Source organism: Candidatus Zixiibacteriota bacterium (genome assembly GCA_020853795.1).
In the GTDB taxonomy this organism is placed as follows: Bacteria; Zixibacteria; MSB-5A5; order CAIYYT01; family CAIYYT01; genus JADJGC01.
On sequence record JADYYF010000101.1, the window covers coordinates 33,849 to 41,154 of the forward strand.

Here is a 7,306-nt window from a genome sequence, read left to right on the forward strand (position 1 = left end):
GCCCGTATTGCCGCTCCACCAGAAAAAGCTCTCCATCAAGGAGACTCGATGCGTAAAAGATAGATTGCATGGACCTACGAGTGAACCCTGCTTGATTCCGGGCAGCTCAAGAGCGTGACAGGAAGACCGAGTTCTGACAAGGGGCATCAAGATCGGTCCATTGCGAAAATCAAACGAGCTGGACCCTCTCGTGTGGAACAGCCCTTCGAGCGGTCAGCCATGTCCGAATTACCTGCTCTTAACTGGGAGAGACCAAATGCAAATCGAAGTCAACCGCGAAAAAAACTCAGCACCTCGAGCCCTCTTGCTGCTCCGTGTGGTCTTCATAGTCGTAGCCGGGTTGGCGGTGGCATCAGTCGCTCGCGCAGAAGTCCCTTCCACGATCTCTTACCAAGGCCGGCTGGCGACGCCGGCAGGCTCACCGGTGGCCGATGGTACCTACTCGATTGCCTTTCGCATCTATGACGATTCCACCGGTGGAAACCTGTTCTGGGAGGAGGTCAAGTCGGTAACGACGAAAAACGGATCCTTCTCGGTGCAACTCGGAGAGACCAATCCTCTCGATCAGAACACATTCTCGATCTCCAATCTCTATCTCGCTATCCAGGTGGGAGCTGACCCGGAATCGGCGCCGCGATCGAAATTGAATGTTGTTCCCTATGCCACGCTCGTCGGCACCCTTGATGGCGCCTGGGGCGGCATGGTTGTTGGCGACATCTACGCCACCGGTCAAGTCTCGGGAAGCAGCAGCAACGGTTCTGGCGGTTATTTCCAATCCTTCAAATCGACCCCGGCAAATCAGTACGGTCTAGTCGGCAGGTTCAGCGCGTCCGGATCTCTTGATGGCTCCGGCGTCTATGGATATAGCAGGCCAGCGGACAACTACGGCGTTGGCGGGGAATTCGAGGGGGGCTACGCCGGGGTCTATGGGTATGTGTACCCGACCGGCAACACCGATCTCACATACGGTGGAGTCTTGGGCAACGCCATTGCGACAGCTCCGCAACAGGAAGCCCATTTGTACGGCGTTTTAGCCAATGCGTCAGATGCTCTGGAGAACACTGGCGTTTTTGGTGGTGCTTCAGGTTCAGCCGGTAGTCTCGCCGGTAACTATTATGGTCTGAGCGGCAGCGCCACCGGCACTGGCGCGCAAGCGATCAACTATGGAGTCTATGCCCGTGCTGAGGGCGGCTGGGCCAATTACGGCATTTATGCCGAAGGAAATACTCGTGCCGGCTTCTTTCTGGGGGATGTGCAGGTGTTTGGTTCCCTGTCAAAACTCGGCGGGAGTTTTAAGATCGATCACCCCTTGGATCCAGCCAACAAATATCTGCAACACTCGTTCGTCGAATCACCCGACATGATGAACATCTACAACGGCAATATCACCCTAGACAACGACGGCAAGGCCACCGTCACCATGCCGGAATGGTTTGAGGCTCTTAATCGCGATTTTCGTTATCAACTGACCGCCATCGGAGCGCCGGGGCCCAATCTGTATATCGCGCAGAAGATGACCAACAACCAGTTTTCAATTGCCGGCGGCAGCGCCGGTATGGAAGTCTCGTGGCAAGTGACCGGCGTGCGCCACGACGCCTGGGCGGAGGCGAATCGCATCCAGGTAGAAGTCCCCAAGAGCGCCGACAAAATCGGTACCTATATGTTTCCCGAGCTTTTCGGTAAGCCGCAGAGCATGGGCGAGACCTATGAGATGACCAAACGTGCTGCCGATGCAATGCGCCAAGCTGTGCAGACTCGTGAGCGAATGGCCGCAAAAAGGGTCGTGGAAAAATCCACTGAATGATGTGGCGGGTAAGGCCGGGCACAACAGCATACATTCTAACACTCGATAATATTGGACGTGGGGGCATCGAATCCCTGAATCGCGTTGCGAAAGAACGACTCACGGGTCGTTGTGTCCAAATTGTGACGCTGTTCGAGGCTTCAAAGTCGTGATTGTGGACTCGCGAAGTCCCTTCACATTTGTGCTACTTTGCGATTGAGGCTGGTATCCTCCGCCAGATACACCTCGCCCATTCCACCGGCGCCGATCTTCTCGATGATCCGGTAGTGATTGATGACTGTGCCTTGGGATAGCACAGTCACGGCTTGGGTCTTGTCGTCGTCAGGTGGCATGCTTCTATTTTTGAGCTTCGACGCTACCCAGATACAAGTCCAGCCAGTTGAGAATCTCCCTAATGAGCTGATTCCGTGGGAGGAAGTGGCTGGTCTCATAGACTACCTGTTTCTTCTGATTTGGGGCGGTGCCCAGCAGTCTAAACATGGGTAACTGCGAGGTTTCATACGGAAAGTAATAATCATATTTGCCGTTGAGCATGAGGACGGGCATCTTGATGTGGCCGATAAAGTTGATGGCATCGACTTCTGGAAGCGCTTTGTTGAAGGAAAGGCCGGCCACATTTAATACAGTGACCTTGAACCGCCGTTCGATTGCCGGCATGATTGCTCCCATCTCGCCGCCCCAACTCCAGCCAAAATAGGCTATCTTTGAGGTGTCAATGTCGGATCTCGTCTCTAAGTAGTCGATAGTGCGACCTATATCTTTTGCCCAAGCCACGACATGATCCCGCCACAGAACTGTCTCGTTCGGATAGTCCGTGTTCAGTTTGCTACCTCGTTCAAAGGTCCCCTTAAGAATCGGATAAGCGAGAGCCCGACCGCTCTTAACAAGAAAGTCGATACCTGAAATGAGCCGACGTGAACTACTTGATCGTTCGTAGATGTCGTCGGATCCCGGGAAGAAGACCACTACCTGCAAGGGGGGCTTCGCACCCTTTGGCAAGAAAACGTAAGCTGTCATTCTCTCGCCTCCGTATGCGGCATCGAAAGATACTTTTTGAGAGATCCACTCATCGGCTGAGTCTCTCGACTCGATCTTCTCGTTCAGAGGAGCATGATCATATTCGAAAATAGATAGGTACTGTCTGAAAACTCGGTCTGATACTGGTTTTTCCTTCATGAAGTTGCGAAACGCGATCTTGATTGGTGCATAGGCAAGAGACTCCGCGACTGCCGGTCTCAGAATCTTGACACAGCGAACTCCGTTGGTGGGAGAGCGATCAAGAGGTGGTTGGGCATAAAGATCCATAAATGAGTAAGACTGATCATTCCACCCGCCTCCAAGAATGCAGCGTTCACTACCGCTTTGATTGAAGCACCATTCCCGCACGTTCCCAGCCAGGTCATAGGCGCCACAGGCAGTGATACCTTGACCGACAGGAGTCGGGCCGCTCCCGCTGAAGTTGCTCGCGGGAATGATGTATCGAGCTTGGCGTGTAAATGCCGCGAGATTCCAATGATATACGGTTGGCAGAGTTTTCTCCCGGAACTCCGCATAGGCAGCGGCTTCGTACCAGCTGATACCACCAACTGGATAGTCCGCTTCGTCCTTTCGATAGGTTCCCATTTCCCACGTAGAAGGTCCCGGCCGACCAGTGGCATCCACAAACTCAGCCATGGATTGCTCCCAGGAAAGAGTCTGTCCTCTGTCAATCACCGGATATTTCCAGAACAATTTCTTGCGGTATCCACCGCTATCGACGAACTCTTTATACTCACGATTTGTGGCTTCGAATTTGTCGATAAAGTAATCTCCTAATTGAGCAGAGTCGCCGGTAGCGTCAAGTATGCATGTTGGCGTTTCTCTCCTGACACGCACCATTTCCGTCGGAATTGAACCCACTGAATCCAGGTCGATTGCGCGCTCACCCTGGAAGCTCAAAGCGACCGCTGTCAGGTCCAGCGTAACAAACCCTGCTCTCTCAATCCGGACACGTACTGAGCCAAGCGGGAAATACGCGCTGTCTATCGGAGTCCGACCAAGGTAGAGCCATTGTGTATCAGCGGCGGTATATTCTCTCAAGTAGACTCGGGCATCTGCCGGATTAGTTTTGATCGAAACCTTGACCGAAAATTTCGACCACAGTTTTGTCAACATAGGATCATTGTGGATATAGGACTCAGCTTCCTGTGCGAGAAAATAGGCCTTCTCCCATCGGCTCTCAGCAGCGAGGCTGTCGATGGCCGGCAGGATCACTTCTCTTGCCCATCGCACTTTGCCCGAGTATTGGACGGCACTAATCAACCAGTACACGGCGACCGCCACGATTAGAACAATCGGAATGGAGATGGCTGGGCGCATGGCGACCCTCAAGTAGCTACGCCTGGTGGGTTGCTGAGCCAATGTCAACTGGTGAAGAGCAGTAGCCATCTCCGCAGCACTTGTCCACCGGTGATCTGGAGCTTTGTCCAAGCTTCGACTGATGATGCGCTGCAGTGCACCACCAAGAATGAGAACGCCGTCCGGCAGTGGCGCCGGATCATCATACGCGATCGCATGAAGGGTCGCCGCTTCGGTATCGCGCTTGAACGGTTGCCTGCCAGTAATCAACTCATAGAGAACAACACCAAGCGAGAAGATGTCCGTCCGCTGGTCAACTTGCTCCCCTCGCACCTGCTCCGGCGACATGTAGCCAACAGTTCCGAGAGTCGAACCGGTCTTGGTCAAATGATCTGTTCCACCCACCGACGCCAGTCCGAAGTCAAGTATCCGCGCTCGCCCGTGAGAGTCGATCAGGACGTTGGCCGGTTTAATATCGCGATGGGTAACGCCTCTTTCGTGTGCCGCCTGCAACCCCTCGGCAATCTGGATGCCGATTTCCAGCACTTGCGGAATTGACAACTCATGTTGAGATGCGTGCTCCTTGAGCGACCGTCCCTCGATATGCTGCATCGCAAAGAAAGGTCGTCCCTGAAATTCACCGACTTCATACACTGTAACGATGTTCGGATGATCGAGCTTGGCGGCGGCCTGCGCTTCACGCTTGAAACGCGCTCGGCAATCGGCATCCTGACAAAGATGAGGGGAGAGAAACTTAAGGGCGACCTTGCGATTAAGTTCGATATCTTCGGCAAGGTAGACCTCACCCATGCCGCCGGCACCGATCTTCTCGATGATGCGATAGTGATTGATAACCGTGCCTTTGGAGAGCACCGTCACTGCCTGGGTTTTGTCGTCGTCAGGTGCCATATTTCTCCAGGAGTTTTTGGTAGCGGGGTAGTCTGCGAAGGGGGTCATACCGGGGATCGAGGCGATAATATGCGACAGAGAAAGAAGAGGGAATCGAAAGCAAATAGTCCATCTGATCTAGGGCAGCATCATACTCACCGACCATGACGTATATCAAAGCAAGATACTCCACTCTATGTGGTCCCAGCAGAGCGTCTCTGGAGACAGGGCAAAGCTCGACCCCCCTCTTTCCCTCACGGATTGCGTCATCCTTGCGCCCCAATCCTGCATAAACAAAACCTAGATGACTATGGATGCGATCGTCGTCGGGCCGCTCATTTAGTTCGTTTTCTAGGATGAGGCGTGCCGAATCAAAATAGGCATGGGCACGCTGCGCGTCACGCATGAGCTCATAGACGATCGCCGTCAGTTGAGACTTTGGAGTAAAGAGCTGCGGGTCAATTTCCGGTATCCGAGACATTAGTGACAACTCGCCTAAGGCCGCAGGGAAGTCTCGAACAAAAATATGGTGCCAGAACCAACTATCTCGCGCGAGCTCATCGTCCTGTTTAGGGATAAATGCCAAAGTCGTCCTGGCTTGACTGGTATCACCATTCCACAGGTAATAGAGAAACGCTTTTTGTTGGTAGGCGTAGACTTGATCCGGCTCAAGAGCGATTGACAGGTTCAGGAACTTCTCTGCCGACGCGTAGTCTCTGAGCTTGTAATAGGTCCCTCCAATTTCGCTGGACAGCACTGCATTTCGCGGGTTCAGAGCGAATACCCATTCCAGCCTTTCGACCGCAGCCCGGAATTTTCCTTGACGCCGCCAGATGTAAGCCTTGGCTCCCAAAACATCGGGATCAGATGGGAGACCGGTTTCCGCAAGCGCTATCTGCTCCAAGGCACGGTCGTAGTCCTGAAGACACCAATAGTAGTAATATCCCAGTGCAGCGTGTGCCCAGGCGAGGTTTGGCTGGAGTTCAAGCGCCCGATCCACGGCGACCTTGGCTTGATTAGGATGATCTTGATCGATGTCGTATTTGTTCAAGTACATCCCGGCATGAACATACCCAAGTTGGGCATAAGCGAGAGCGAATGCAGAGTCAAGGTCTACCGCCTTCTGAAACATCTGCACCGCCGACTGCCAATTCTCCCTCGTAGGATCGGCTCTTGTCCAGTAGTCCAGCCCTCGTAAATATACCTGATATGCATCTAGGTTATGCGTTGGCATCGCCTGCAGAGCAGCGTTCTCAGTCGCGAGCAGAGTGATGTTCATTGCCTCGGCGATTCGTGCGGCAATATCTGCCTGCAATTCAAAAATATCGGCCAGCGGACGCTGGTACGTTTCCGCCCACAGATGCGTATCGTCAGACACTCGGATCAATTGTGGGAGAATTCGCACGCGATCGGTGTCACCACTCTTGTCCCAACTAATGGTCCCTTCGAGAATGTAATCAACACCCAACTCTTTGGCGATCTGCCTAATATTCTTGCTCGTCTTCTTGTACTGCATCGTACTAGTGCGGGAGATTACCCCCAGTTCACGGATAGTCGCAAGCTTGCCAGTGATTTCGTCAGTGATGCCATCGGCGAAATACTCGTCATCGGGTGATCCGAGATTCTCAAACGGCAATACCGCCAGCATTTTGCGCTCAGAGGTCGCCTTCTCGCTTGAGAAAAGATGGGGCTTGAAAATACCGTAAGCAATCACCCCGAGAAGCACGAGAGCTGCAGCTCCGGCCACCAACCGCCATGGCCGATTCTTTCTTTCCAGTACCCCGGTCAAGAGCTGACTTGTTACCGTCAGGGTCCTCAGATCACTAATGACATCAGCAGCCGTCTGACACCGTAATGCCGGGTCTTTCTGCAGCAGCTTCGATACGATCCGCTGCAACTCGTCAGGAACACCCTCCTTGTATCGCGCCAGCGGTTCCGGAGTCTGCTGTACTATCGCATTCATGGTCGCAGCCGGAGTTTCAGCTTTGAAAGGCGACTTACAGCTGATCATCTCATAGAGCACGACGCCGAACGAAAACAGATCGGAGCGATGATCCGTCGATTTGCCCTGAACCTGCTCCGGCGACATGTAGCCGATGGTGCCGAGAGTCGAACCCTCTTTCGTCAGCTTGTCGGCGCCGGAGACAGCAGCCAGTCCGAAGTCGACCAACTTGGCACGCCCCGATTGACTTACCAGGATATTGGCAGGCTTGATGTCACGATGGGTAATGCCGGCCTTGTGCGCTTCCTGCAGTCCCTCGCAGATCTGCAGCGACA

At 53.6% G+C, this 7,306-nt stretch carries 4 protein-coding genes; 1 reads left to right on the top strand and 3 read right to left on the bottom strand.

All coding sequences use genetic code 11. The annotated features are described in order from the left end of the window. Nucleotides 1–256: 256 nt before the first annotated feature. Nucleotides 257–1,804, top strand: a complete 1,548-nt coding sequence (locus tag IT585_07770) for a hypothetical protein (protein ID MCC6963133.1) — start codon at nt 257–259, stop codon at nt 1,802–1,804. Nucleotides 1,805–1,977: 173 nt separating this feature from the next. Here the strand turns inward: IT585_07770 and IT585_07775 are convergent, their stop codons facing one another. The 3 genes from IT585_07775 to IT585_07785 all read right to left on the bottom strand — a co-directional run. Then, nucleotides 1,978–2,136: a hypothetical protein gene (locus IT585_07775; GenBank protein MCC6963134.1), complete on the bottom strand. Its 159-nt coding sequence runs from the start codon at nt 2,134–2,136 to the stop codon at nt 1,978–1,980. 4 nt (nt 2,137–2,140) lie between these two features. Next, nucleotides 2,141–5,050, bottom strand: a complete 2,910-nt coding sequence (locus IT585_07780; protein ID MCC6963135.1) for a protein kinase — start codon at nt 5,048–5,050, stop codon at nt 2,141–2,143. After that, on the bottom strand, nt 5,040–7,306 hold a 2,267-nt coding region (locus tag IT585_07785; GenBank protein ID MCC6963136.1), incomplete at its 5' end, for a protein kinase. The genes IT585_07785 and IT585_07780, both read right to left, overlap by 11 nt.

What these genes read in the sequence shown, in the direction of transcription:
- IT585_07770 (MCC6963133.1), top strand. Translation starts at nt 257, where the DNA reads ATGCAAATCGAAGTCAACCGCGAAAAAAACTCAGCACCTCGAGCCCTC.
- IT585_07775 (MCC6963134.1), bottom strand. Translation starts at nt 2,136, where the DNA reads ATGCCACCTGACGACGACAAGACCCAAGCCGTGACTGTGCTATCCCAA.
- IT585_07780 (MCC6963135.1), bottom strand. Translation starts at nt 5,050, where the DNA reads ATGGCACCTGACGACGACAAAACCCAGGCAGTGACGGTGCTCTCCAAA.